The sequence below is a fragment of the Nocardioides allogilvus genome, from assembly GCF_003047285.1.
GTDB classification, from domain to species: Bacteria; Actinomycetota; Actinomycetes; order Propionibacteriales; family Nocardioidaceae; genus Nocardioides; species Nocardioides allogilvus.
Genome location: NZ_PZYX01000001.1, coordinates 494,448 through 517,321, shown reverse-complemented (window position 1 = coordinate 517,321; position 22,874 = coordinate 494,448). Strand labels below are relative to the sequence as shown.

At 71.0% G+C, this 22,874-nt stretch carries 25 protein-coding genes and 1 tRNA gene; 5 read left to right on the top strand and 21 right to left on the bottom strand.

Annotated elements, in window-relative coordinates:
* Positions 1–67 precede the first annotated feature (67 nt).
* Complete coding sequence (locus tag C9J87_RS02510) at positions 68–454, top strand: YchJ family protein (RefSeq protein WP_107704640.1); 387 nt, start codon at positions 68–70, stop codon at positions 452–454.
* Here C9J87_RS02510 and C9J87_RS02505 read toward each other — a convergent pair.
* From C9J87_RS02505 to C9J87_RS02480, 6 genes are read right to left on the bottom strand one after another with little or no spacing between them, the layout of a single operon-like run.
* Complete coding sequence (locus C9J87_RS02505; protein ID WP_232819816.1) at positions 424–1,131, bottom strand: VOC family protein; 708 nt, start codon at positions 1,129–1,131, stop codon at positions 424–426. The two genes, C9J87_RS02510 and C9J87_RS02505, sit on opposite strands and share 31 nt — an antisense overlap.
* Positions 1,132–1,164: 33 nt before the next feature.
* Entirely contained in the window at positions 1,165–1,785 is a 621-nt protein-coding gene (locus C9J87_RS02500) for a YigZ family protein (protein WP_107704638.1), read from the bottom strand.
* On the bottom strand, positions 1,782–2,744 hold the full coding sequence (locus tag C9J87_RS02495; protein WP_010833985.1) for a YihY/virulence factor BrkB family protein: 963 nt from the start codon (positions 2,742–2,744) through the stop codon (positions 1,782–1,784). Before C9J87_RS02495 ends, C9J87_RS02500 begins: the two co-directional genes overlap by 4 nt.
* 36 nt (positions 2,745–2,780) lie before the next feature.
* Positions 2,781–3,557 (bottom strand): sulfite exporter TauE/SafE family protein, encoded by a 777-nt coding sequence (locus C9J87_RS02490; RefSeq protein ID WP_010833986.1) that lies wholly within the window; start codon positions 3,555–3,557, stop codon positions 2,781–2,783.
* A 7-nt stretch (positions 3,558–3,564) separates the two neighbouring features.
* Entirely contained in the window at positions 3,565–3,987 is a 423-nt protein-coding gene (locus tag C9J87_RS02485) for a hypothetical protein (RefSeq protein WP_157953098.1), read from the bottom strand.
* Positions 3,988–3,998: 11 nt separating this feature from the next.
* Positions 3,999–5,390: a cystathionine beta-synthase gene (locus C9J87_RS02480; RefSeq protein WP_107704636.1), complete on the bottom strand. Its 1,392-nt coding sequence runs from the start codon at positions 5,388–5,390 to the stop codon at positions 3,999–4,001.
* Between the two features lie 40 nt (positions 5,391–5,430).
* On the opposite strand from C9J87_RS02480, the gene C9J87_RS02475 reads away from it, so the two are divergent.
* Positions 5,431–6,459 (top strand): SGNH/GDSL hydrolase family protein, encoded by a 1,029-nt coding sequence (locus C9J87_RS02475; protein WP_036491163.1) that lies wholly within the window; start codon positions 5,431–5,433, stop codon positions 6,457–6,459.
* Between the two features lie 90 nt (positions 6,460–6,549).
* Here the strand turns inward: C9J87_RS02475 and C9J87_RS02470 are convergent, their stop codons facing one another.
* The 7 genes from C9J87_RS02470 to C9J87_RS02440 all read right to left on the bottom strand — a co-directional run bounded on the left by C9J87_RS02470 (position 6,550) and on the right by C9J87_RS02440 (position 11,108).
* Positions 6,550–7,440, bottom strand: coding sequence for a Bax inhibitor-1/YccA family protein (locus C9J87_RS02470; protein WP_036491166.1), 891 nt, complete (start codon positions 7,438–7,440; stop codon positions 6,550–6,552).
* Between the two features lie 98 nt (positions 7,441–7,538).
* A tRNA-Leu gene (locus C9J87_RS02465) sits at positions 7,539–7,611 on the bottom strand.
* Positions 7,612–7,617: 6 nt separating this feature from the next.
* Positions 7,618–8,172 carry a peptide deformylase gene (def, locus tag C9J87_RS02460; RefSeq protein WP_010833991.1) on the bottom strand — a complete coding sequence of 185 codons (555 nt, stop codon included), beginning with the start codon at positions 8,170–8,172 and terminating at the stop codon, positions 7,618–7,620.
* Positions 8,169–8,696 carry a glycine cleavage system protein R gene (locus C9J87_RS02455; protein ID WP_232819808.1) on the bottom strand — a complete coding sequence of 176 codons (528 nt, stop codon included), beginning with the start codon at positions 8,694–8,696 and terminating at the stop codon, positions 8,169–8,171. Before C9J87_RS02455 ends, def begins: the two co-directional genes overlap by 4 nt.
* 4 nt (positions 8,697–8,700) lie before the next feature.
* Complete coding sequence (locus C9J87_RS02450; RefSeq protein ID WP_107704634.1) at positions 8,701–9,330, bottom strand: hypothetical protein; 630 nt, start codon at positions 9,328–9,330, stop codon at positions 8,701–8,703.
* 36 nt (positions 9,331–9,366) lie between these two features.
* A complete protein-coding gene (locus C9J87_RS02445) occupies positions 9,367–10,197 on the bottom strand; it encodes a uracil-DNA glycosylase (protein WP_107704633.1) in 831 nt (276 codons plus the stop codon).
* A complete protein-coding gene (locus C9J87_RS02440) occupies positions 10,194–11,108 on the bottom strand; it encodes a Ppx/GppA phosphatase family protein (protein ID WP_107704632.1) in 915 nt (304 codons plus the stop codon). The genes C9J87_RS02445 and C9J87_RS02440 overlap by 4 nt, the downstream gene beginning before the upstream one ends.
* Positions 11,109–11,536: 428 nt before the next feature.
* On the opposite strand from C9J87_RS02440, the gene C9J87_RS19580 reads away from it, so the two are divergent.
* Complete coding sequence (locus C9J87_RS19580) at positions 11,537–11,821, top strand: hypothetical protein (RefSeq protein ID WP_157953097.1); 285 nt, start codon at positions 11,537–11,539, stop codon at positions 11,819–11,821.
* Positions 11,822–11,873: 52 nt separating this feature from the next.
* On the opposite strand, the gene C9J87_RS02430 is transcribed toward C9J87_RS19580, so the two are convergent.
* The 6 genes from C9J87_RS02430 to mfd all read right to left on the bottom strand — a co-directional run bounded on the left by C9J87_RS02430 (position 11,874) and on the right by mfd (position 19,292).
* Positions 11,874–12,410: a DUF501 domain-containing protein gene (locus C9J87_RS02430; RefSeq protein ID WP_107704630.1), complete on the bottom strand. Its 537-nt coding sequence runs from the start codon at positions 12,408–12,410 to the stop codon at positions 11,874–11,876.
* Entirely contained in the window at positions 12,407–13,057 is a 651-nt protein-coding gene (locus C9J87_RS02425; protein ID WP_232819807.1) for an FtsB family cell division protein, read from the bottom strand. The genes C9J87_RS02430 and C9J87_RS02425 overlap by 4 nt, the downstream gene beginning before the upstream one ends.
* Before the next feature lie 19 nt (positions 13,058–13,076).
* Positions 13,077–14,354, bottom strand: a complete 1,278-nt coding sequence (eno, locus tag C9J87_RS02420) for a phosphopyruvate hydratase (protein ID WP_107704628.1) — start codon at positions 14,352–14,354, stop codon at positions 13,077–13,079.
* Positions 14,355–14,465: 111 nt separating this feature from the next.
* Positions 14,466–15,074, bottom strand: coding sequence for a MazG family protein (locus tag C9J87_RS02415; RefSeq protein ID WP_107704627.1), 609 nt, complete (start codon positions 15,072–15,074; stop codon positions 14,466–14,468).
* 12 nt (positions 15,075–15,086) lie between these two features.
* On the bottom strand, positions 15,087–15,734 hold the full coding sequence (locus C9J87_RS02410) for a hypothetical protein (protein WP_107704626.1): 648 nt from the start codon (positions 15,732–15,734) through the stop codon (positions 15,087–15,089).
* A 78-nt stretch (positions 15,735–15,812) separates the two neighbouring features.
* The gene (gene mfd / locus C9J87_RS02405) at positions 15,813–19,292 is read right to left on the bottom strand and encodes a transcription-repair coupling factor (protein ID WP_232819815.1); all 3,480 of its coding nucleotides are present in this window, start codon (positions 19,290–19,292) and stop codon (positions 15,813–15,815) included.
* A 278-nt stretch (positions 19,293–19,570) separates the two neighbouring features.
* Here mfd and C9J87_RS02400 point away from each other — a divergent pair, with 278 nt between their 5' ends.
* On the top strand, positions 19,571–20,224 hold the full coding sequence (locus C9J87_RS02400) for a hypothetical protein (RefSeq protein ID WP_010834004.1): 654 nt from the start codon (positions 19,571–19,573) through the stop codon (positions 20,222–20,224).
* 83 nt (positions 20,225–20,307) lie between these two features.
* Positions 20,308–21,243 (top strand): lytic transglycosylase domain-containing protein, encoded by a 936-nt coding sequence (locus C9J87_RS02395; RefSeq protein ID WP_107704624.1) that lies wholly within the window; start codon positions 20,308–20,310, stop codon positions 21,241–21,243.
* Positions 21,244–21,249: 6 nt separating this feature from the next.
* Here the strand turns inward: C9J87_RS02395 and C9J87_RS02390 are convergent, their stop codons facing one another.
* A complete protein-coding gene (locus C9J87_RS02390; protein ID WP_198652232.1) occupies positions 21,250–22,035 on the bottom strand; it encodes a 3'(2'),5'-bisphosphate nucleotidase CysQ in 786 nt (261 codons plus the stop codon).
* 57 nt (positions 22,036–22,092) lie between these two features.
* Complete coding sequence (locus C9J87_RS02385; RefSeq protein ID WP_157953096.1) at positions 22,093–22,806, bottom strand: helix-turn-helix transcriptional regulator; 714 nt, start codon at positions 22,804–22,806, stop codon at positions 22,093–22,095.
* Between the last annotated feature and the right edge of the window lie 68 nt (positions 22,807–22,874).

Below are 22,874 nucleotides of genomic sequence, written 5' to 3'. Positions count from 1 at the left end.
GAGAACGGGGGTGGTCGTCGCAATGTAGTGCGAAACCTCGTGCTGCGGACCCGTCTAGGCTCGACCGGTGTTCACTCGCGACTGCCCGTGCGGCTCCGCATCGACGTACGACTCATGCTGCGGGCCGCTGCACCGCGGCACGGCCCTGGCCACCACGCCCGAGCAGCTGATGCGCTCGCGGTTCGCTGCGTACGCCGTCGGCGAGACCGACTACGTCTTCCGCACCTGGCACCCGCGCACCCGCCCCGACGACCTCGCACCCGAGCCGGGCCTGACCTGGACGCGGCTCGAGGTGCTGGACGCGACGGGCGACGAGGTCGAGTTCGTCGCCCACTACGACTCCCCCGCCGGCGCGGGCTCGCTGCACGAGCGCAGCGTCTTCGCGCAGCGCGGCGGGCGCTGGGTCTACGTCGGCGTCGCCCCTCAACCCGGAGAACGGTCCGTCAAGCAGTAGGCCATCCCGGCGGGGTCGGCCATCACGGTCCACGCGTCGTGGTCGGCGACGACCCGGGCACCGAGCCCGACGTGGCGCAGCATCTCCCGCTCGCGCGACGAGCACGAGAGGTCGAGGTGCGCGCGCACCGGGCCGTCATCCCGCACGCGCTGGAGCAGGACCCTCAGCGCCTGACCCTCAGGCCGGTCGAGGCGCTCGAACTCGGCGTACGACGAGCCGACGTGCGGCCAGTCCAGCAACGACTGCCAGAAGGCGGCCTCGCCCTCGAAGCTCGCCTGCGGGATGTCGATGCACACCTGGTCGAGGATGCTGCGCGATTCGTCGGGCCACCGCATCGGCGGCGCGACCTCGGCGGCAGGGTGGGACACGAAGCAGAGGGTCAGTCCCCCGGGCGAGCGCATGACGACATGGCCCTCGTCGGCCACCTCGACGGCCCCGAGCGCGACCGCTCGATCGGCAGCGGCGCGGGGGTCGGGCACGTGCAGGTCGAGGTGGATCCGCGGCGCCCCGTCGCCCACCCTCTGCATCCGCAGGTGGGCGTCGCCGGTCGCGGGCACGAGGGTCAGGAACTCCTCGTCCGCGCCGCGACGCGTCGACGGCGAGCAGCCGCTCACGGCCGACCAGAAGGTCACCGAGGACTCGAAGCCGGACGCCGGTACGTCGATGAAGGCGCTCATCCAGAACACGACTCCGAGCCTAGTCGCGGCGGGTCAGCCCGCGTCGACCCAGCGCTCGCCGACCTGCTCGGCCGTCGCCTCGCCCCCGGTCACCTCGGCGACGAGCGGTGCGACCGACGCCGGAGTCGTGGAGCCGACGAGGAGCGTCACGCGGTCGCCGTACGCCGATGCGAGGACGACGAGGCCACGCGCGCGCAGCTCGTTCTCGACCCGCCCGGCGGAGCCGTGGTCGAGGGAGACCTCGAACTCCGTCACGAGGTCGCGGCGCAGGGTGCCGGCGGACTCCACTGCAAGACGCACGGTATCGCCGTACGCCCGGACCAGGCCGCCCGCTCCGAGCAGCGTGCCGCCGAACCACCGCGTCACGACCGCCACCACGTCGGAGACGCCCGCCCCGCGCAGCACCTCGAGCATCGGCGCCCCGGCGGTGCCGGCCGGCTCGCCGTCGTCGGAGGACCGCTGCACCGCGGAGTCCGGGCCGAGCACGAACGCCGAGCAGTGGTGCCGCGCGTCCCAGTGCTCCTTGCGCAGCGCCGCGACCAGCGCCCGGGCCTCCGCCTCGGACGGCACGCGCTGCAGCGTGCAGAGGAAACGCGAGTGCTTCACCTCGATCTCGACGCGGGCGTCGCGGGCGAGGGTGAGGTAGGAGCTCACTCCTGCTCGTCCCAGGTGACCGAGACGCGCTCGAAGCCCTTGTGCCGCTGCATGCGGGCATACGAGGCGTAGGCGCGCCGGTCGGCAGGCGTCAGGTCGACCGCGTCGGTGAAGGGCGTGAGCAGGGCGCGGGGGTAGAGCCGGCGGGCGATGACGACGTTGATCTCCATCGACAGCACCGCCATCACCGCGCCGATGAACAGGAAGCCGATCAGCCCGAGCACCAGCCCGAAGGTCTTGGTCATCGCGGTCGTGTCGACCAGCACCTCGGAGACGTAGAGCGCGCCGAGCAGCTGGAGCAGCTGCCAGAGCACGGCCAGCGTGTAGCCGCCGGGGGCCGCGCGCCGGAAGCTGTGCTGGCCCGCCGCCGCGAACCGGAACAGGATCGTGAGCATCGTGCCGACGATGAGCACCGTGACCAGCGGCAGCAGCCACTTCGTGCCGACCTCGAAGAAGGTCGTCGTCGTCGCGATCGTGGAGGCGATGGAGACCGAGAGCAGCGCGGCGCCCGCGGTGAAGAGCAGCACCAGGCTCTTGAGCCGAGCGTAGAACGGGTTGGGCCGGGAGTTGCGCGGCACCGACCACGCGACGTGCATCGTGTTCTGCAGCGACTGCGCCAGCCCCATCGAGCCGTAGAGCGCCGCCAGCGACCCGAACACCACTCCCGCGGCCGAGCCCGTCAGCCCCTCCGGCCGGCCGAGCTGGTCGCCGATGATCGGGAACTGGCTCAGGGCGGAGTTGAGGATGTCCTCCTGCCACTCCGGCCGGGCGCCGAGCACGAAGCCGAGGATCGAGGTGCCGAGCAGCATCAGCGGGAAGATCGCGACGAAGGCGTAGTAGGTCAACATCGCGGCGAGGTAGTTGCCCTGGTCGTCGTAGAACTTGTAGATCACGCCGAGCGGGAAGCCCAGCACCGGATGCCGGCGCTGGAAGCCGTCGATAGTCCCCACCACGCCCACGTGCGCACGCTACCGGGCGAGCTCACGCTCTGCCGATCACCACACCCCGAGCACGCCACCGCCGAGTCGCACGACCAGCGCGGTGACGACGACCAGGAAGAAGATCCGCACGAAGCGTGATCCGCGGGCGACAGCGACCCGCGCACCTGCATATCCACCGGTGATGTTGGCGGCCGCCATCATCAGGCCGAGCTCCCACATGACGGCACCCTGCGGGACGAAGACGACGAGCGCGGCGAGGTTGGTCGCCCAGTTGGCGAGCTTGGCCTTGGCCGAGGCCTGGAGGAAGTCATAGCCGAGCAGACCGACGAGCGCGAAGACGAAGAACGAGCCGGTCCCGGGACCGATCGCGCCGTCGTAGAACCCGACGGCCAGGCCGGTCACCAGCACCGCGGACAGGTGGGTGCCGCCGCTGAACCTGAGCTTCGTCAGCGAGCCGACGCTGGGCTTGAACCACACGTAGGAGCCGACGAGCACCAGCACGACCAGGATGATCGGGTCGAACGCGCTGCGCGGCATCAGCGACGCGACCAGCGCACCACCGAACGAGCCGACGAACGCCGCCAGCATCAAGGGCAGGAACGTCCGTGGGTCCGGCCGGATCCTCCGGAAGTACGTCGCCGCGCTGATCGAGGTCCCGCAGAAGGACGCCAGCTTGTTGGTGGCCGCGATCTGCACCACCGACGCCCCGGGCAGCCCGATCAGCAGCGCCGGCAGCTGGATCAGCCCGCCGCCACCGACGACCGCGTCGACAAAGCCCGCCGCCAGGGCGGCGAGGACCAGGAGTGCGATCGTGCTGGTGGACAGCTCCATCGAGTGATCAGCGCGTGACTTCCTGGACCTGGATCAGGTCGTAGCCCTCGGGCACGCTCTCGAACCCGGGGCAGCCGAGGTCGGTCGTCGTGCCGGTGGGGATCTTCTCGGACGTGCAGCGGATCGTCGACTGCAGCGTCCCGTCCGCGACGAAGACGAACTCGAAGAGGGCGAACCGCGGCTCGGTGCCCTCGTTGGTGACCTCGCCGGTGATGAAGGGACGATCCTGCTCCTCCATGTTGATCATCTGGGTCGAGGAGTCGATCTTCCAGCCGTCGGCGACGGTGAAGCCGTTCCAGGTGAACTCCTCGCCGACCTCGACCTCGACGGCGGCCGTGGGGTCGTCGGCCCGGTCGGAGCCGGAGTCGGAGCAACCGACGGCGAGCAGGAGCAGGAGTGCGGCCGAGGTGCCGCGCAGCATCGTCTTCACGGGCCCCATCATCACCCGCGAGCCAAGAACGCGAGGAGGTCCTGCCGCGTGAGTACGCCGACGGGCTTGCCGTCCTCCTGCACGAGCACCGCGTCGGAGGACTCCAGCAGCGACACCGCCTCGCGGGCCCCGGAGGTCGAGCCGATGGTGGGCAGCGGCGCCGACATGTGCTGCTCGACGGGGTCGGTCAGCTTGGCCGAGCCGGCGAACAGCGCGTCGAGCAGGGTGCGCTCGGAGACCGACCCGGCGACCTCGGCGGCCACGATGGGCGGCTCCGCGCGCACGACGGGCATCTGCGAGACGCCGTACTCCTGCAGGATGTGCACCGCCTCGGCGACGGTCTCGCTGGGGTGGGTGTGCACGAGGTCGGGCAGCTGGCCGGACTTGCCGCGCAGCACCTCCCCGACCGTGCGGTCCTGCGAGTCACCGGGCGTGGCGAAGCCGTAGGTGCCCAGCCACTCGTCGTTGAAGACCTTCGTGAGGTAGCCGCGACCGGAGTCGGGCAGCAGCACGACGATGACCGCGTCGGTGCGGCCCTCGGCCGCGAGCTCCTCGGCGAGCTGCTTGGCGGCGAAGGCGGCCATGCCGGACGAGCCGCCGACGAGCAGCGCCTCCTCGCGGGCGAGCCGCCGGGTGTAGGCGAACGAGTCGGCGTCGGAGACCTCGATGATCCGGTCGGCGATCGTGCGGTCGTAGGTCTCGGGCCAGAAGTCCTCGCCGACGCCCTCGACGAGGTAGGGACGGCCGCTGCCGCCGGAGTAGACCGAGCCGGCGGGATCGGCGCCGATCACCTGGATCTCGGGGTTCTGCTCCTTGAGGTAGCGACCGATGCCGGAGATCGTGCCGCCCGTGCCGACGCCCGCGACGAAGTGGGTGATCTTGCCGTCCGTCTGCTCCCAGACCTCCGGACCGGTGGTCTCGTAGTGGGAGCGCGGGTTGTGCGGGTTGGAGTACTGGTCGGGCTTCCAGGCGCCGGGCTGCGAGGCGAGGCGGTCGCTGACGTTGTAGTAGGAGTCAGGGTGCTCGGGGGCGACCGCGGTCGGGCAGACGACCACCTCGGCGCCGTACGCCTTCAAGACGTTGCGCTTGTCCTCGCTGACCTTGTCCGGGCACACGAAGATGCACTTGTAGCCCTTGGCCTGCGCGACCATCGCCAGGCCGACACCGGTGTTGCCCGACGTGGGCTCCACGATCGTGCCGCCGGGCTGCAGCTCGCCGGACGCTTCGGCGGCCTCGATCATCCGGGTCGCGATGCGGTCCTTCACCGAGCCACCCGGGTTGAGGTACTCGATCTTGGCGAGCACGAGCGGGCCTTCTGTGCCCCCGAGGTCGTCGAGAGAGGCGGACAGCCTCAGCAGCGGGGTGTTGCCGATGAGGTCGAGGAGCGAGTTCACATACTTCACCCGGCCAATGTAGCCATCTACCCGCCCGTAACATGAAGTCGTGGGGACGACAGGGGCAGCGCGCAAGCTCGCATCGGCAGCAGCCTTCGGGGGCGGCGGCCTCTCCGTGCTCGGAGCAGGCCTCTACGGCGTCCTGGTCGCTGAGGCCCGACTGGCCCGCAGGACCATCGGCGTGCTCAGCGAGCACACCCCACCCGACTCGACGGGTTGGTACGGCCGCGGCCGCCCCGGCCCCGCGATCAAGATCGCGCTCCTCGGCGATTCGAGTGCCGCCGGGTACGGCGTGGAGCGGGTCGAGGACACGCCCGGTGCCCAGCTCGCGAGCGGGATCGCGGCGCAGGCCGACCGACGGGTGCACCTGCGTGCGTCCGCCGTCGTCGGTGCCAAGTCCAGCGACCTGCTGGCCCAGGTCGAAGCGGCCCTGGGCACCGACCCCGACCTCGCCGTCATCCTGATCGGCGCCAACGACGTGACCCACACCGTCATGCCGTCGCAATCGGTGCAGCACCTCGCCGAGGGCGTCCGCCGCCTGCGCGACGACGGCGTCGCCGTCGTCGTCGGCACCTGCCCCGACCTCGGCACCATCAAGCCCATCGCTCCCCCGCTCAAGCAGGTGGCGCGCTCCTGGTCACGCCGGCTGGCTGCCGCGCAGTCCATCGCCGTCCTCGAGGAGGGTGGGCGCACCGTGGCGCTCGCCTCGATCCTGGGGCCGGAGTTCGCCGCCGCCCCGGCGCTGCTGTTCGGCCCGGACCAGTTCCATCCCTCCGCCGACGGCTACAAGCAGCTCGCGTCGGTGCTCATCCCGTCGTGCCTGGCCGCGCTGGGCCTGGTGCCCGAGGACGAGGCGCTGCCCGAGCCCTATCGCGGCGAGGGTGTCCTGCCGGTCGCGGCAGCCGCCGTACGCGCCGTCAAGACGCCGGGCACCGAGCTCGGCGGCACCGAGGTCTCGGGCTCCCAGCGCGGGCTGCGCGGTCGCTGGGTCGAGCTGCGGCACCGCCGTCGCCACCCGAGCCCCGACGTCGAGTCGCCCGAGCAGTCGGAAGCCGACGCTGCCGCGACCGAGCTCTGACATGCCACCGGCCCGTCGTCCTGAGGACGACGAGCCGGCGGAGGTGCTGCAGGCCGACCCGGCGGAAGGTGCCGGGTCGACCGTGGTTGATCAGTCCTGCTGGAAGATCGCGAGGATCCGGAGCAGGTTGGTGTAGATCCAGACGAGGCTGACCGTGAGCCCGAAGGCCGCACGCCACGAGTCGCGCTCGGGGAGTCCGGCAGCGATGCCCTTCTCGACGAAGTCGAAGTCGAGGATCAGCATGAACACGCCGAGCACCAGGCCGCCGATGGCGAACAGCAGACCGATGCCGCCGAAGCCGAAGAAGCCGATCTGGTTGCCGAAGAAGCCCAGCACCATCTCCATCAGACCGAGCGCCACCATGCCGAACATGGCCGCGACCACGAAGGTGCGGAACTTGGTGCCGACCTGGATGTTGAAGAACTTGTAGGCCGCGAGCGTGCCGGCGAAGGCCGCGAAGGTGCCGATGACGGCCTGCAGCACGATGTCGGTGCTGACGCCGGCAACCGCCGGGATGACCTTCGAGAAGGCGCCGAGAGCGACGCCCTCGAGCGCGGCGAAGGCGATGACCAGCGCAGGGCTGACGACCTTCTTGAACGAGTTGACCATCGACAGCGCGAAGGCACCGAAGGAGCCGACCATCAGCGCGAGGTAGAGCTTGCCGACGGCGTCGGGGTTGGTGGTGCCGGCCTCGGTGATGGAGTCACCGGTCCAGAACCAAGTGAGCGCCGCGAACGCGATCACGATCGCCAGGGAGATCGAGGTCTTCTGGACGACCGAGTCGATCGTCATCCGGCCCTGGTCGACCTGACCCGGGGTGCCGGTGCCGTAGGCGGACGGGTCGCCGTATTCCGGGGCGGACGGCGCCTGGCCGTAGCCGGGGTAGGGCTGGCCGCCGCCGGCGTAGGTCTGGTTGCCGTAGGCGTTGGCCCGTCCGTTGAATTCCTCGGAACGGGCGAAAACGGGGTTGTTGCTCTTCATGGTCTCTCCTTGGAGGCCGATGCACATGGTGCTGCCTGTACTGCCACCTTACTCGGCGGCCATTCATTCAAACGTTCGAGCGGGACCGAGTGTTCCCGTGCCCCCGCTGGGACTCGAACCCAGACTGTGCGGTTTTTAAGACCGCTTCCTCTGCCATTGGGATACGGGGGCGACTGGCTACAGGTAGGTCTTGCGAGCGTAGATGGCGTGGGCACCGGCCGCGCGGTCCAGGAACAGCAGTCCGTCGCAGTGGTCGATCTCGTGCTGCAACGCACGAGCCTCGAAGGCGGTGGCCTCCACCGTGACCGACTCGCCGGTCCCGGGCAGCTCGCCGCGTACGACGACACGCGTCGCCCGCTTCACGTCGCCGGTGAGGTCGGGGACGCTCATGCAGCCCTCCCGGGCCTTCTCGTTGCGCGAGGACTCGACGACCTCGGCGTTGCAGAGCACGAACGTGCCGTGGTGGTCACGGGTCTTGGGGTGCTCGGAGACGTCCACGCAGAACACCTTCACGCCCTCCCCCACCTGGGGCGCGGCCAGCCCGACACAGCCGGGCGAGACCCGCATCGTGGCGACGAGGTCGGCCGCCAGCTGCACGACCTCGGCGGTCGTCGGATCGACCCGGCCACCGTCAGTCGACAGGACCGGTGCGGGCGCGCGGACGACGTCGAGCACGCGCCCCTCGACGCCGAGGTCCTCCACGCGCCACGTGGAGAGCTGCTCGTTGATCACAGGTCGTCGGCCTCGGCCTCACGCAGCGTGACGCCGACGCCGAGCCGCTGCGCGGCGTCGCGCAGCGCGTCCTCGAGCCCGGACACGTCGGTGTCGGCGGGCAGGTCGAGCTCGGCGACGAGGAGGTAGAGGTCGCCGGCCAGCCGGGTGGTGAGGTCGGTGATGTTGCCGCCCACGGCGGCGATCTCGTGGGCGACGGTGGACACGATGCCGGCGCGGTCGCCGCCGTGCACGGTCAGCACCCAGGCGGAGCCCGCGGGCCGGCCGGGCCGCTCCTCGGGCACCTCGCGAACCGTCACGGTGAGCGTGCCGTCGGCAGCGAGCGGGGCCAGCGCCTGCTCGACCGCGGCCACGGTCGTGTCGCCGGCGCAGATGAGCGTCATCGCGAAGTGCCCGCGCAACAGCGTCATCGAGGAGTCCTCGAGGTTGAGGCCGAGCGCGGCCAGCTGCTCGGTGGTCTCGGCGATGATCCCGGGACGGTCGTGGCCGAGGACGGTGATGGCGTGGAGGGTCACGCCGCTCATTGTGTCAGGCACCCGCGTCGGCGATCGGCGTGGCGCTCGCGTCGGCGGGCGGCAGGAAGTGGTCAGCCAGTGCTGGCCAGGCGGAGTCGATCAGGTCGGAGATGTTGATCCGGGTGGCGCGCTGCACGTGGGGCTTGGCCAGCTCCTCGTCGACCACCTTCACCAGGAACCGGCGCAGCTCGTCGTCGAGGCCGGCGGCCTTCTGCACCATCGACCCGACGCGGTTCCCGGGCACCAGCTCGAGGGTGACGTCCTCGGGGGCGGGTGGGGAGATCTCCCAGACCATCGTCAGCGGCGGCTCCATGAGCACCTTGATGTCCAGCGGCAGCAGGACCTCGGCCTCGAAGCTCAGCGTCTCCACCGCGAGGTCGAGGTCGAAGGCCACGTGCACCGGGACCTCGACGAGGTAGCAGCTGTCGTCGGCCAGCGCCTGGCCGCGACTGGGGCGATAGGTCGCCACGGCCGTCACCTTGGCCAGTCGCCGCGCCCCCGCTCCCGCGCTCACCGGTCCCAGCTCGAGACGCTCTCCCAGGACCCGGTCCACGCTCGCCGCGATCCGCTCGGGACGCAGCACGTCGCGCATGAACGCGCGCCGGAAGTCGTCGTCCGGGAGTGCGGTGATCTCCTCAGTCATACCGGGAGTATGCCCCGTGGCCCGACCCGGACCGAGTCACCGCGCCTGTTCTCGGGCCAGTTCCCGGGCCCTCAGGAACACCTCGTCGAGCATCGTCGGGGTCAGCCGACCGGTGAAGGTGTTGTGCTGGCTCGGGTGGTAGCAGCCGAGCAGGGTCAGGGATCCGATCGTCACCTCGGCGCCGTGGCCGAACCGCGGGCGGGGCCGCGGGACCTCCAGTCCAGCGCCGGCGAGGGACCGCAGGGCGCCGTCCCAGCCGTAGGCGCCGAGCGCCACGACCGCACGCACGTGCGGGAGCAGCAGCCGGACCTCCGCGTTGATCCAGGGGGCACAGGTGTCGCGCTCGGTCGTGGTCGGCTTGTTCGCCGGTGGTGCGCACCTGACCGTGGCGACCATCCGGGCGCCGATGAGCTGCTGCCCGTCGCCCGCGTGCTCGCTGGTCGGCTGCGACGCGAGCCCGACGCGGTGCAGCGACGCGAAGAGCCAGTCGCCGCTCGAGTCGCCCGTGAAGACCCGACCTGTGCGGTTGCCGCCGTTGGCGGCCGGGGCCAGCCCGACGATCAGGATCCCCGGCTCCGGGTCGCCCCACCCGGCGATCGGTCGGCCCCAGTAGGGCTGGTCCGCGAAAGAGGCCCGCTTGTCGCGGGCGACGTCCTCACGCCAGCGCACGAGCCTCGGGCACGCCGCGCACACACTCACCCGGGCGTCGAGCTCGGCGAGCGGAGCAGCGCCGGCGAGGCGGCGTACACCTGCAGGCGTGCGCGCGACCGGCGTGTCCGGGGCTGCGGGGTCCTCGGGCCACCCCGTCCCGGGCCGCACGGGAGATCCGAACGGCTGGCCGGTGAGCGGGTGCGGCAGGTCGGTCATGGCCGCAGCGACCAGGCGATTCCCTCGAGGATGTCGGCCTCGCTGATGAGCATCGTGCCCACGCTCGTGCGCCGCAGCACCCTCGACGCGATCAGGGCCCCGGCGTCGATCACGTCGGCGCGGCCGGGGTGCATGTAGCCCAGGGCCAGCCGCTCGGAGACCGTCATCGCGACCAGCCGGTCGACATAGGTGTGGACGTCGTCGACCGGGTGCACCGAGAGATCGACCGCTGCGGGGTCGTACGCCGCCAGGTCGAGCACCCCGGCGCCGACCGTGGTCATGGTGCCCGCGATGCCGACGACCGTCGCAGCCGCCGCGAGGTCGACCCCGCACGCGTCGAGCTGGTCGTCGATGTCGCGGACGACGGCCTCGACCTCCTCGCGAGTCGCGGGATCGTGGCGGATGTGGCGCTCGTGCAGCCGCACCGAGCCGATGTCCATCGACCTGGCGGCCAGCACGCCGGTGTCGTCACCGAGCACCACCTCGGTGGAGCCGCCGCCGATGTCGACGACGAGGATCGGGCGCGCCACCTCGTCGCCCACGTTGCTCATCGCGCCGGCGAAGGCGACAGCCGCCTCCTCGTCACCGGACAGGACCTCAGGCTCCACCCCGATCCGGGCGAGCACGCCGGCGCGGAAGTCGGCGGCGTTGCTGGCGTCGCGGGTCGCGGAGGTCGCACAGAACCTGATCTGCTCGACGCCTTCCTCGGTGATGAGCTCGGCATACGCGTCGATCGCCGCGAAGGCGCGGACCAGCGCCTCCTCCGAGAGCCGGCCCGTCGCGTCGACGCCCTGCCCGAGGCGGACCATCCGGGACTCGCGCACACGCACGTCGAGACCCTCAGCGGTGTGGCTGCCGATCAGGAGCTTGATGGTGTTGGTGCCGCAGTCGATGGCTGCCACGCGCGTCATGTCGCCATTGTGGCCGGTCCCGAGGCTGTGGATGACGCGAGCGCGCTGCGTGGTCGGCGTGATGTGCTCGACCGATGCGCTTCGAGATGTCCCGAGCAGGCCCGTTCATGCGACACCGCAGTGTGCATCGCGGCGACATCGCCACGGACGGTGCGATCAGGCTGATGGCCAGGAACGGCACCGGGGGCGTGACCTTGCGGAGCCTGGCGGACGAGTTCAACTGCACACCCCAAGCTGTCCGCCAGTGGTTCGGCAGCACGGATGGCATGTGGCAGCAGATTGCGATGCGCTTCGGCCAACGGTGGTTCGTCTCTCTCACGGACGTCTTGCGCATCGACCCGGGTCGGTCGAGTCCATGGCCTCGGAGACCGCACCATCTGCTGCCGTTCGACGCCGAGGAGATCGCTGTCACCCGTGCCTGGCTTGCCATGACCCAGCTGGCACGAGACGACGAGTCCATCGGACGGATTCTCGCCGAGTGGGAGGCCAGGGAGGTCGAGGTCGTGACCGACTACGCCGAGCAGCTCGACCTGGCCCTCGATCCCATCAACGTCGACATGCTGGTCGCGGTCGTTCGGGGTCTCCGCCACGCCGTGTGCGCGATCGAGCGGCCGATGGCCCTGGCCCGGGCGCACGCCACCCTCGCCCACGCCCTCGCGCTGATGCCCCGGACTGCTTCTCCGCGGTCGGACGGCGATCTGACCCTCTTCTGAAGTTCATTTACGTAAATGAATTTCAGAGAGGCTCACGATCCAGGTGCCGGCCTCAGTCCGGGGCAGATCGAGGGGAGTCGCCGGGTGTCACGCACGGCCCGGAGGCCCACCAGTCACCGAGGAGGTCGAGGACCTCGTCGCCGAGCGGGTTGACACCGCGCCCCATCGCCAGCGACTGGCCGGCGAGCACGTGCAGGCACTTGACCCGGTCCGGCATGCCGCCGGCGGAGATGCCCTCGATCTCGGGGACGTCGTGCCCGGCCGACTGCGCCACGTCGCCGCGGAAGGCGAGATAGGCCTCGTGGGCGGTGCGGTAGGCGGAGGCCAGCTCGGGATCCTCGCCGAGCCGGTCCTGCATCTCCTTCATCAGCCCCGACCCCTCGAGGGTGCCGATGCGCGACGCCGCGCGCGGGCAGGTGAGGTAGAAGGTCGTCGGGAACGGCGTGCCGTTGGGCAGCCGCGGCTCGGTCGTCACCACGTCCGGGTTGCCGCAGGGGCAGCGGTGGCCGATGTCGTGGATGGCACGGGGTTCGCGGCCGAGCTGGGCGGCGATGGCCGCCTCGTCGGCGGGCTCGATCACGGGGCTCACCGGCCGGCCACGCCGTCGATCTCCGTAGCGGGACCGTCACCGAGCGCCGGCGGGTTGCCGGCCAGCTCGATCGAGGTCCACGCATCCGACCACCACGCCGTGGGGACGGTCTTGATCACGTCGTCGGGATCGCTGAGGGCGGTCTGGCTCTCCAGCGGCTCGCCGTTCTCGTCGAGCACGAGGAAGCCGGTCTCGCCCGGCATGAGGTAGCCGAACCGGGCCCGCGCCTGCGCCTTGACGAAGGCGGGGTCCTCCCACCGCTGCTTCTCCCGCTCGAGGGCGTTGATGCTGGCCTCGCGCTCGGCGATGGCGCCCTTGAGGTCGCCGATGTGGGCCCGCTGCTCGAGGTAGGCGCGCAGCGAGGAGGCATAGGACACGGTGAGTACGGCGAGCACCAGCACCAGCACGGCGGCGCGACCCGTGAACCGGGGTCGACGAGGCGCCGCCTTCGCCGACGCGCCCACCGCCGACATCGTGCCGGAGTCACCCAGGCGCGAGTCCCTGGGTCGCGACGGCGCCGGCCGAGCGCGCGAGGTGCCGCGCTCGGACCGGCTGGTGCGGGTGCCCGGCCGCGTGCTGCCGCCGGGTCCGCCCCGAGGGTTGCGACGCTGGGCAGCGCCGTTTCGAGGAGGGGGCGGGGAAGCCATGTGAAGCAGTCTGCCCCGATCAGCGCTTGAAACGAGGGAACGCGCCGACGCCGGCGTAGCGAGCCGCGTCACCCAGCTCGTCCTCGATGCGGAGGAGCTGGTTGTACTTCGCCACGCGGTCGGAGCGCGCCGGGGCACCGGTCTTGATCTGGCCACAGTTCGTCGCGACGGCGAGGTCGGCGATGGTGGTGTCCTCGGTCTCGCCGGAGCGGTGACTCATCATGTTGCGGAAACCGGCACGGTGGGCCAGGTCGACCGCGTCGAGGGTCTCGGTGAGCGAGCCGATCTGGTTGACCTTGACCAGCATCGCGTTGCCCTGGCCGCCGTCGATGCCGCGCTGGAGGCGCTCGACGTTGGTGACGAAGAGGTCGTCGCCCACGAGCTGGGTCTTGGCGCCGAGCAGGTCGGTCATCGCCTTCCAGCCGTCCCAGTCGTCCTCGTCCAGCGGGTCCTCGATCGACGCGATCGGGTAGGCCGACACGAGCTCGGCGTAGTAGTCGATCAGCTGGCCCGTCGTCTTCTTCGAGCCCTCGAAGGTGTACTTGCCCTTGTCGTGGAACTCGCTCGCCGCGACGTCCATGGCCAGCGCGAAGTCCTTGCCCAGCTTGAAGCCGGCGATCTTGATCGCCTCGGCGATGAGGTCGAGCGCGGCCCGGTTGCTGTCCAGGTTGGGCGCGAAGCCACCCTCGTCGCCCAGGCCCGTGGAGAGGCCCTTCTTCTTCAGCACCGACTTGAGCGCGTGGTAGACCTCGGCGCCCTGGCGCAGCGCCTCGGAGAACGTGGGCGCACCGATCGGCGCGATCATGAACTCCTGCACGTCGACGTTGGAGTCGGCGTGCGAGCCGCCGTTGAGGATGTTCATCATCGGCACCGGCAGCAGGTGGGCGTTGGGGCCACCGACGTAGCGGAACAGCGGCAGGCCGGCCGACTCGGCGGCGGCGCGGGCCGTCGCGAGCGAGGCGCCGAGGATCGCGTTGGCGCCGAGCTTGGCCTTGTTGGGGGTGCCGTCCAGGTCGAGCATCACCTGGTCGACGAGCCGCTGGTCGTCGGCCTCGAGGCCGACGATGGCGCCGGAGATGTCCTCGGCGACGGCCTTGACGGCCTTCTGCACGCCCTTGCCGAGGTAGCGCTTGCCACCGTCACGGAGCTCCACGGCCTCGAAGGCACCGGTGGACGCACCGCTGGGGACCGCAGCGCGACCGAACGCGCCGTCGTCGAGCAGGACCTCGACCTCGACGGTGGGGTTGCCGCGCGAGTCGAGGATTTCGCGGGCGCCGACGGCTGCGATGGATGCCATGGAGGGTGCTCCTGAAGGTCGAGAACGAGTGGGCTCACCCTAGCCCCGCTCGCCCGGGTGACTGTCAGCCCCCGACCTGCATGAGAATCGGCACAGGCGGACGCGACAGGCTCAGTCCTGTGCCGCGGCGATCTCTCGCCGTACGGCGTCGCGCAGCGCCTGCTCGGGATCGATGCCCTCGCTGCGCGCCTCCCGGACCAGGTCGAGCAGCCGCTCCCCCAGCTCGTCGGACTGGCCGCTCGGGCGTGCAAATGGACGCTCGAGCCGCGACAGGCGATCGAGGACCTTGTCGGCGTACAACAACGCCGGCAAGCCGGGCGGCAGCCCGTCGGTGACCGACGAGCGCTGCTTCTCGTCGGCCTTGGCCCGCTGCCACTGGTCGTTGACCTGCTCGGCCGTCAGGTCGGACGCCTCGTCCTCGAAGACGTGCGGGTTGCGACGCCGCATCTTCTCGGTCAGGCCGGCGGCCACGTCGTCGATGGTGAACTCGCCCGCCTCGCTGGCGATCGCCGCGTGGAAGTAGATCTGGAGCAGCAGGTCGCCCAGCTCCTCGCGGAGGTGGTCGGAGTCGCCGGTGTCGATCGCCTCGAGCGTCTCGTGGCTCTCCTCGAGGAGGTAGCGCGCCAAGGAGCGGTGTGTCTGCTCGGCCTTCCACGGGCACTCGGCCCGCAGCCTGCGCATGACCTCGACGAACTCGACGAGGTGCTGGCCCTCGGTCATGGCACGACCGGGTCAGCCGCCGCAGCGCTGGTTGCTGGGCAGCGAGCTGACGTAGGCGGCGTCGGGCTCGGCCGACATGCCCGCCCGCGACCCGTCGCTGAGCGCGAAGGAGAGGTTGGTGTCGGCCGGGGCGAGCTGGCCGTTGGTGAGCTCGACGCCGTACTTCGGGTCCACCTCGATCCCGTTGACGTCGGGCCAGACCTTGAAGACGTCGGCGCCGGCCTGGGTGACCTGGTCGACGGTCGGCTCCGTGAAGCCCTCGGCCGCGAGCTCGGCCCTGCCGACCTGCTCGAGGATGTCGTTGGCGAGGGCCTGGGTGCTCATGACCTCGATGTAGTCGGCGCGTGCCTCCTCGGGCATGACGGAGGCCGCGCGCTCGCGCTCGGCGACGTCGCGCTCGTAGTTGACCGACGGGGCGACGGCGTACTCATCGGCGATCTGCTCCGACTGCGAGCCGAGCGCCAGGAGCTGGACGACGCCCTGGCGGATGACGCCCATCGGCACGATGGTGCCCGAGCTCTTGAACTGAGCCGACAGGGCCGTGCACATGTTGGCGGTCGCCTCGTCCACGCGCGAGGCGCTGATCGTCTCGTCGCCGATCTTGGCCGCGACTCCGGGCGAGGCGCTGCCGGCACAGCCGCTGAGCAAGACGGAGGCCAAGACTCCACTGACAAGCGGGGCGAGGGCAGGCAGCAGACGGGGGTTGCTCACGATTTCACTCCAGGAGACATGACGGATTCACGACGTGGTCGGCGGATCGATGATGTCGTCGATCACATGCCGCGCCCATTCAAGCAGGGCGATCCCATCGATGGGCTTCCCCCCGATCACTGCGGTCTGCGGCCGCGGCACGAGGATCGTCTGCGTGGGTGCCTTGACGATGCTCTTGGGGTAGACCCGGCCGAGCCGGACCACCCGCGAGTCGGGCAGGTCGACCGGTGCGAACCGGACGAACTTGCCCGCGAGGGTGATCTCCTTGACCCCGGCCTGGCGGGCGCGAGCGCGGAAGCGGGCGACGATCAGCAGCGACTCCACCTCGATCGGCGGCTGGCCGTAGCGGTCGACCATCTCCTCACGCAGCTGGTCGACGTCCTCGTCGGCGCGGACCTCGGCGAGCCGCTTGTACATCTCGAGCCGCAGCCGTTCCGAGGAGATGTAGTCGTGGGGCAGGTGGGCATCGACCGGCAGCTCGATGCGGACCTCGCCGAGCTCCTCGGCGCCCTCGCCCTTGAAGTCGTTGACCGCCTCGCCGACGAGCCGGACGTACAGGTCGAAGCCGACGTCGGCGATGTGGCCGGACTGCTCGCCGCCGAGCAGGTTGCCCGCTCCGCGGATCTCGAGGTCCTTCATCGCGATCGCCATCCCGCCGCCGAGGTCGGAGTGCTGGGCCAGCGTCGCCAGGCGCTCGTGGGCGGTCTCGGTGAGCGGCTTCTCGGCCGGGTAGAGGAAGTAGGCGTAGGCGCGCTCGCGCGAGCGGCCGACGCGACCGCGCAGCTGGTGCAGCTGGGAGAGGCCGAGGGTGTCGGCGCGCTCGATGATCATGGTGTTGGCGTTGGAGACGTCGAGGCCGGACTCCACGATCGTCGTGCAGACCAGCACGTCGAAGCGCTTCTCCCAGAAGTCGAGCATCACCTGCTCGAGCTGGTGCTCGCCCATCTGCCCGTGCGCCGTCGCGACGCGCGCCTCGGGCACGAGCTCGCGGATGTGGGCCGCGGCCTTCTCGATCGAGTTGACCCGGTTGTGGATGAAGAAGACCTGTCCCTCGCGCAGCAGCTCGCGGCGTACGGCAGCGATGACCTGGCGGTCCTCGTAGGCCCCGACGTAGGTCAGCACGGGGTGCCGCTCCTCCGGCGGGGTGGTGATCGTGGACATCTCGCGGATGCCGGTGACGGCCATCTCGAGCGTGCGCGGGATCGGCGTGGCGCTCATGGAGAGCACGTCCACCGAGGTCCGCAGCCGCTTCATCTGCTCCTTGTGCTCGACGCCGAAGCGCTGTTCCTCGTCGACGATGATCAGCCCGAGGTCCTTCATCTTGATGTTCGGGCTGAGCAGCCGGTGGGTGCCGACGACGATGTCGATCGAGCCGTCCTCCAACCCGGCGACCACCTCGCGGGCCTCCTTGTCGGTCTGGAAGCGCGAGAGCCCCTTGAGCACGACCGGGAAGCCGCTCATCCGCTCGGTGAAGGTGGAGAGGTGCTGGGTCACGAGCAGCGTCGTCGGCACGAGCACGGCGACCTGCTTGCCGTCCTGCACGGCCTTGAACGCCGCCCGGACCGCGATCTCCGTCTTGCCGTAGCCGACGTCGCCGCACACGAGCCGGTCCATCGGGACGGTCCGGCGCATGTCGGCCTTGACCTCGTCGACGGTCGTCAGCTGGTCGGGGGTCTCGTGGAACGGGAACGCGTCCTCGAGCTCGCGCTGCCACGGGGTGTCGGGACCGAAGGCGTGTCCCTTCGTGGCCTGCCGCGCGGCGTACAGCTTGATCAGCTCGGCCGCGATCTCGCGGACGGCCTTGCGGGCGCGGTTCTTGCGCTTGGTCCAGTCGCCTCCCCCGAGGCGGTCGAGGCTGGGCTGCTCGCCGCCGACGTAGCGGGTGATCTGGTCGAGCGTGTCGGCCGGCACGAACAGCCGGTCGGCGGGGGCGCCGCGCTTGGAGGAGCCGTACTCGAGGACGAGGTATTCACGCGTCGCGCCCTGCATCTCGCGCTGCTGCATGGCCACGAACCGGCCGACCCCGTGCTGCTCGTGCACGACGTAGTCGCCGGCCTTGAGCTCGAGCGGGTCGATCTGCTTCTTGCGGCGCGCGGGCATCTTGCGCATGTCGCGCGTCGAGCCCTTCTGGCCCGAGATGTCCTCACCGGTGAGCACCGCGACCTTGGTCTCGGGGTCGATGAAGCCGCTGACCAGGCAGCCGGTGGTGACGGTGACGACGCTGGCGTCGGGCGACACGGCCCCGTCGATCAGGGCGGCCGGCACGTCGTGCTCCCCCAGCACCTCGACCATCCGCTCCGCAGGGCCGTGGCCCTGGTGCACGACGGTCACGCGATAGCCCTGCGCGAGCCAGCCGCGGATGTCGGCGATCGCCTTCTCGAGGTCTCCGCGGTAGGCCTCGGCACCCTGGACCGAGAGCGCCCGGGAGGGTACGGCGCCGGCGATCACCTCGACGTCGAGCTCCTGCGAGTCGATCCCGAAGGGGCTGACCGTCCACCAGCCGAGGCTGCGCTCGATGACGCCGCCGCGCACGTCGGCGACCTCGCGGTAGGACGCGGCACCGAGGTCGATCGGGGACTGGCCACCGCTCGCGGCCGCGGCCCAGCTCGCGCCCAGGAACTCCTCGCTGGTCGCGACCAGGTCGTGGGCGCGGGTGCGGGCGCGCTCGGGGTCGAGCACCAGCACGGTCGTGGTGTCGGGGAGCAGGTCGACGAGGAGCTCCATCTCGTCGACCAGCACGGGTGCGAGCGACTCCATGCCCTCGACCGCGATGCCTGCGGCGATCTTGTCCGTGAGCTCCAGCAGCTGCGGGTGGGCCTGTCCGAGGGCGGCCGCGCGGCGGCGTACGTCCTCGGTCAGCAGCAGCTCGCGGCACGGCGGCGCCCAGAGCCGGTCGAGGGTCTCGACGGTGCGCTGGTCGGCGACGGAGAAGGAACGGATCTCCTCGACCTCGTCGCCCCAGAACTCCACGCGCAGCGGGTGCTCCTCGGTCGGCGGGAAGACGTCGACGATGCCGCCTCGGACCGCGAACTCGCCGCGCTTCTCGACCATGTCGACCCGGGAGTAGGCCGCGTCGGCGAGGCCGCGGACGACGTCGTCGAGGGCAGCGGTCGAGCCCTTGGTGAGCTCGACCGGCTCGAGGTCGGCGAGGCCCTTGACCTGCGGCTGCAGGATCGAGCGGACGGGCGCGACGATGACGCGCAGCGGTCCGTTGCTGGCGTCGGTGCCGGGGTGCTTGAGGCGACGGAGCACGGCCAGCCGGCGACCGACGGTGTCGCTGCGCGGGCTCAGCCGCTCGTGCGGCAGCGTCTCCCAGGACGGGTAGTAGGCGATGGTCGCGGGGTCGAGCAGGTCGGCCAGCTCGACGACCAGGTCCTCGGCCTCGCGGGCCGTCGCGGTGACCGCGAGCACCGTGCGACCGGCGTCGGCCAGGCCCTTGACCACGAGCGGCCGGACGGCCGCCGGACCGGTGAGGTCGAGCGCGCGGACCTGGCTCGCCTCGGCCATCGCCTCGGCGAGCACCGGGCCCGCGAGCACGGCATCGGCCACCGCGGTCAGCGGAGTCTTGTGGTCCTGCACGACGACCTCCATCACAGCATCGACATCCGCGTGCACACGCGGAGAGACCCCCAGCCGGGTGCGGATGGGGGGTCGTGGCAAGTCTACGGACAACCTGTGGTTTGACCCCCCTGACGGCTGGGTAGCGTGCTCGCCAGCGGGTCGGCTGCCGGCCCCTGACACGACACAGCGGGTGCCACGCACCCATCGAGAGGGGACTCGGAGCTATGCGCTTCACACGAATCATCGCGGGGACGATCACGGCCGGTCTGGTCGGCCTGGTGCCGGTGGCGATCAGCTCGCCGGCCAGTGCGGCCACGACCTACACCACTGCGGTCACCATCACCGCGAGCGCGCCCGGCGTCGAGTACGGCGACGACATCACCATCAACGGCGCCGTGACCGACACCAGTGGCGGCAGCGTCTTCTACGGCACCGCGTCGCTGCAGGTCTACACGACCAAGACGCCGGTGTGGACCACGATCCAGACCGACGACACCGCGGGCAGCTTCTTCTTCTTCGACGTGAAGCCCGAGTCCAACGCGCAGTACAAGGTCGTCTACAGCGGCTTCAACGCCAGCAACGGCGACGTCTACACCCCGAGCGAGTCGGCTCCGGCGACCGTCGGCGTCCAGCGCACCGACACCCTCAAGACGAAGGGCCTGGTCATCCTCGGCAAGATCAAGCCCGACTTCGCCAACAAGAAGGTCGTCATCAAGCGCAAGAAGGGCAAGAAGTACGTCGCCTGGAAGAAGATCAAGACCAACAACAAGGGCGCCTTCCGCTTCAAGGCCCCCAACCAGCGCGGCTTCAAGTTCAGCGTCACGGTGCCGAGCGACACGCACTACTTCGGTTTCACGAAGAAGTACTACGTCTACTGATCACCAGCTGATCACCCGACCGACCCCCGGAGCCCGGCTCCGGGGGTCGTGCTCGTTCGCAAGGCAGTCCGTACGCTGGCCGGGTGACCCGTGCCGCAGGGCTCCTCGCCGTACTCCTCATGCTGGCCGGTGCGCCCGCGTGCGCGCAGGACCGTGCCCCTTCGTCGCCGGCCGATCCATCAGCGCGTACGCCGCTCGCCACCCCGACCACGGACCCGCTGGCCGACGGCCCCCGCCGCCCGACCGGTGCGGCCGACGCCGCCCGGCTGCTCGCGGCCGCCCTCGACGTGATCACCGACCCCGAGGCGACGCCTGACCGGGTCGAGGTCGCCGGGCACGCCGAGCAGCTGGCGGTCCGGGAGGTCAGCACTCACCCGCGCTGGACGGAGCGGGTGCTCGAGCGACTCCCCCGCCGGTTCCGCGCGCAGACCCGCACCAACCTCGAGGCCCGCCTGGCCTTCCGGTCGATGCATCCCACGACCGCCGCCGACCTCGCCGACGAGCTTCCTGCGTGGCGCATCGTGCGACCGGCCGCGGCGGCGGAGCTGAGGCGTCACTACCGCGACGCCGAGCGGCGCTACGGCGTCGAGTGGGAGTACCTCGCCGCGATCAACTTCGTGGAGACGGCGTTCGGCCGGATCCGCGGCACCTCGGTCGCGGGCGCGCAGGGGCCCATGCAGTTCCTGCCGAGCACCTGGGACATCTACGGCGAGGGTGGCGACATCCACGACCCGCGCGACGCGATCATGGCCGCCGCCCGGCTGCTGCAGGCCAACGGCTTCGGTCGTGACAAGGCGGGTGCCCTGCGGCGCTACAACAACTCAGCGGCGTACGTCCGGGGCGTGAGCCTGCACGCCCGCGTCATGCAGCAGAGGCCGCGCGCACTCGACGGCTATCACGCCTGGCAGGTCTACTACCTCACGGAGCGCGGCAGCGTGTGGCTCGAGGAGGGCTATGCCGCCCGTCGGCCGGTCCCGGTCGACGACTACCTGGAGCAGCACCCGGAGGCGCTGCCGTAGGTCAGCTCAGTCCGTGCCGTGGCGTTTGACGAAGTCGATGATCTGCTCGGCGAGCTCGGGCCGGCACACGATCAGGTCGGGCAGCGAGGTGTCGTCCTCGTTGTAGACGAGCGGGGAGCCGTCGACGCGCGAGCAGTGCAGGCCCGCCGCGCGAGCGACCGCCACCGGAGCAGCGTTGTCCCACTGGTACTGCCCGCCGGCGTGGACGTAGGCGTCGGCGAGGTCGCGCACGACGCTCATGACCTTCACGCCCGCCGATCCCATGGGGACGAGCTCGGCGTCGATCTCGGCGGCGAGCGCCTCGACGAAGGCGGGCGGGCGGGTGCGGGAGACGGCGATGCGCGGACGCGTGGACGTGCGGGCGGGTACGGCGCCGGGCGCACCGGTGTTGAAGGTCTCCCCCAGCGCGGGCTGGGCCACGGCGCCGGCGGTGAGGCCGTCGCCGCCGGCAGACGCCTCCCAGAGAGCGACGTGGACGGCCCAGTCGTCGCGCGGCGGCTCGGAGAACTCGCGGGTGCCGTCGAGGGGGTCGATGATCCAGACGCGGTCGGCACTCAGCCGCGCCTTGTCGTCGGTCGCCTCCTCGCTCAGCACGGCGTCGTCCGGGCGGTGCTCGGCGAGCAGCCGTGCCAACAGCTCCTGGGCCGCGGCGTCGCCGGCGTCCTTGAGCTCCTTGCCCTCGAGACCGCTCTCGGCGCGGACCCGGAGCAGGACCTCTCCGGCAGCCTCCGCCGCCCAGACTGCAAAGGCGTGGTCGTCGAGGGTGGTGGGGTCGGGAGTCGCGTCAATCACGGGGCCAGCCTAGGGGTTGACCGCCTCCGGGCTGCGCGCGCGGCCCGCGGTGGTCGGCTACGGTGCCGAGCGCCGGGGCCCGGGCAGGACGGGTCGGGGGCCGTCCATCGTCCGGACGCTGCCGCCCATCCGGTGCACCACCGCGACGGCCGCCAGCTGGGACCCCACGTGGAGCTTGCGGCGGATGGAGCGGATGTGGCTGCGCACCGTCGTCTCCGCGACCCCGAGCTCGACGACGATGTCGCTCACGCGGCGTCCCTCGGCCAGCAGGTCGAGGGTCTCGCGTTCGCGGGGCGAGAGGCTCGCCAGCCGGATGCGCAGGGCGTTGTCCTCGGCCAACCAGCGGAACCACTCACGCATCAGGCGCGTGCGGTGCACGTCGCCCAGGGGCGAGCCGCCGGCGCGCACGGACGCGAGCGCCGCGTTGACGTCGACCAGGGACGACCCGGTGGGCATCACCCCCGCCGCTCCGCTGGCGAGCACGGCTCCCCAGGCCGCACCTTCGGCGCGGTGGGTGAGCACCAGGAACTGGGCGGAGGACTGGCTGATCAGGGCCTGCGCGGCCAGCACCGCATCGCGATCCTCCAGGTCGTCGAACAACAGCACCACGTCGTCCTCGCCCAGCTCGGTCGTGGCGCGCTGGATCCCCTCGGCCCAGGACGCTGCCGCGGCCTCGATGCCGCGCCCCCGCAGCGCCGCACCGACCGCCTGCGAGATGAGCAGCAGCCGGGACAGGACCAGCACGACACCTGCTGGGGCCGTGGAACTCATCGGCTCTGCCTCCACCAGACTTGCGCGCATCTTCGCTCTCCCGCGGCACGAGGACGTGCCGTCACGCC

Bases quoted from the DNA above. Each gene is read 5' to 3' on its own strand.
- C9J87_RS02505 (WP_232819816.1), bottom strand. From the start codon at position 1,131: ATGAGCGCCTTCATCGACGTACCGGCGTCCGGCTTCGAGTCCTCGGTG.
- C9J87_RS02490 (WP_010833986.1), bottom strand. From the start codon at position 3,557: ATGGAGCTGTCCACCAGCACGATCGCACTCCTGGTCCTCGCCGCCCTG.
- C9J87_RS02470 (WP_036491166.1), bottom strand. From the start codon at position 7,440: ATGAAGAGCAACAACCCCGTTTTCGCCCGTTCCGAGGAATTCAACGGA.
- C9J87_RS02455 (WP_232819808.1), bottom strand. From the start codon at position 8,696: ATGAGCGGCGTGACCCTCCACGCCATCACCGTCCTCGGCCACGACCGT.
- C9J87_RS02450 (WP_107704634.1), bottom strand. From the start codon at position 9,330: ATGACTGAGGAGATCACCGCACTCCCGGACGACGACTTCCGGCGCGCG.
- C9J87_RS02445 (WP_107704633.1), bottom strand. From the start codon at position 10,197: ATGACCGACCTGCCGCACCCGCTCACCGGCCAGCCGTTCGGATCTCCC.
- C9J87_RS02440 (WP_107704632.1), bottom strand. From the start codon at position 11,108: ATGACGCGCGTGGCAGCCATCGACTGCGGCACCAACACCATCAAGCTC.
- C9J87_RS19580 (WP_157953097.1), top strand. From the start codon at position 11,537: ATGACCCAGCTGGCACGAGACGACGAGTCCATCGGACGGATTCTCGCC.
- C9J87_RS02425 (WP_232819807.1), bottom strand. From the start codon at position 13,057: ATGGCTTCCCCGCCCCCTCCTCGAAACGGCGCTGCCCAGCGTCGCAAC.
- eno (WP_107704628.1), bottom strand. From the start codon at position 14,354: ATGGCATCCATCGCAGCCGTCGGCGCCCGCGAAATCCTCGACTCGCGC.
- C9J87_RS02415 (WP_107704627.1), bottom strand. From the start codon at position 15,074: ATGACCGAGGGCCAGCACCTCGTCGAGTTCGTCGAGGTCATGCGCAGG.
- mfd (WP_232819815.1), bottom strand. From the start codon at position 19,292: ATGGCCGAGGCGAGCCAGGTCCGCGCGCTCGACCTCACCGGTCCGGCG.
- C9J87_RS02400 (WP_010834004.1), top strand. From the start codon at position 19,571: ATGCGCTTCACACGAATCATCGCGGGGACGATCACGGCCGGTCTGGTC.
- C9J87_RS02385 (WP_157953096.1), bottom strand. From the start codon at position 22,806: ATGAGTTCCACGGCCCCAGCAGGTGTCGTGCTGGTCCTGTCCCGGCTG.